The sequence below is a fragment of the Xylophilus sp. ASV27 genome, from assembly GCF_016428875.1.
Lineage (GTDB): Bacteria > Pseudomonadota > Gammaproteobacteria > Burkholderiales > Burkholderiaceae_C > Xylophilus.
This window is the reverse complement of sequence record NZ_JAELTO010000241.1, coordinates 1-1115: the sequence shown is the minus strand read 5'-3', so window position 1 is coordinate 1115 and position 1115 is coordinate 1. Positions and strand designations below refer to the sequence as shown.

The 1115-nt window shown below is 78.6% G+C and carries 2 pseudogenes; both read right to left on the bottom strand.

The features are described from left to right. A pseudogene (locus tag JHD63_RS22630) lies at positions 1-224 on the bottom strand (hypothetical protein); the annotation flags it as partial. A 4-nt stretch (positions 225-228) separates the two neighbouring features. After that, a pseudogene (locus JHD63_RS22625) lies at positions 229-1115 on the bottom strand (hypothetical protein); the annotation flags it as partial.

The window sequence follows — 1115 nt, the reverse complement described above, 5'->3', positions numbered from 1 at the left end:
CCCCCCCCCCCCCCCCCCCCCCCCCCCCCCCCCCCCCCCCCCCCCCCCCCCCCCCCCCCCCCCCCCCCCCCCCCCCCCCCCCCCCCCCCCCCCCCCCCCCCGATTTTAGATGTGTATAAGAGACAGGCGCCGGCCGGCAGCGGCTGGGCGGTGTGCAGGCCGGGCACGGCGCCGCGTTCGCGTTCCGCGTCGGCGCGGCGGAGGGCATCGAGGATGTAGGACATGGGTTCAGGGCGTGTGCTGCAGGCGCGGCTCGTCCACGCCGGCGGCGCGGTTGAGCAGCATGAAGGTCAGGGGGCCGCTGCGGCCGTCGGGTGTGAGGCCCTGGGCCAACTGGAAGCGGTAGAGGCGTGCCTTGCGCTGGGCAGCGGGGGTCTCGCCCGCCTCGGCCGGCAGGGCGGGCTCGACTCGGGCCAACTGGGTGTCGAACCAGTCGCCGGCCTGCCGCAGGGCCGCGTCGGCGCTGCCCGCAGTGCCGGCATGGGCCGGGGGCAGGCGCCAGAGCGTGGCGAAGTCGCCGCGCCACCAGCGCGCCAGTTCGGGCAGGGCGATGCGGCGCGTCTGGCCGCCGAGGGCGAGCGTGGCGTGCTGCGCCTCCAGGCCGGTGAGCAGGGCCGGCACCGGCCGGCCGTCCTCGCCGTACAGCGCCAGGATGCCGGGGCGGTCGAGCTGGCGCACCAGGCCCAGGCTGGTGCGGCTGCCGCGGAAGCACTGCAGCCCCTGCCGTGGCAAGGCCTGCACGCAGGGGTCGGCCGCCGCGTCGCCCGCCTCCAGGGCCACGCCCCATGACCGGGCCAGCGCACGCCAGGCTTCGGCCTCGTCGCGGGGCAGCGTGGCCAGGGCGCGGCCGAGGTCGAAGGGCGCCTCGGCGGCAAGCGGCGCGACGGGCGCAACTGGCGCAGCGACTGCAGCGGGCGCTGCTGGCGGCATGGCGGGCGCGGCCGGCACCGCCACGGCAGGCGCCGCTGCCGGCCGGGCCCGCCCCAGCGACCTGTCTCTTATACACATCTCCGAGCCCACGAGACCGTACAGGAAATCGCGTATGCCGTCTTCTGCTTGAAAAAGGGGGGGGGGGGGGGGGGGGGGGGGGGGGGGGGGGGGGGGGGGGGGGGGGG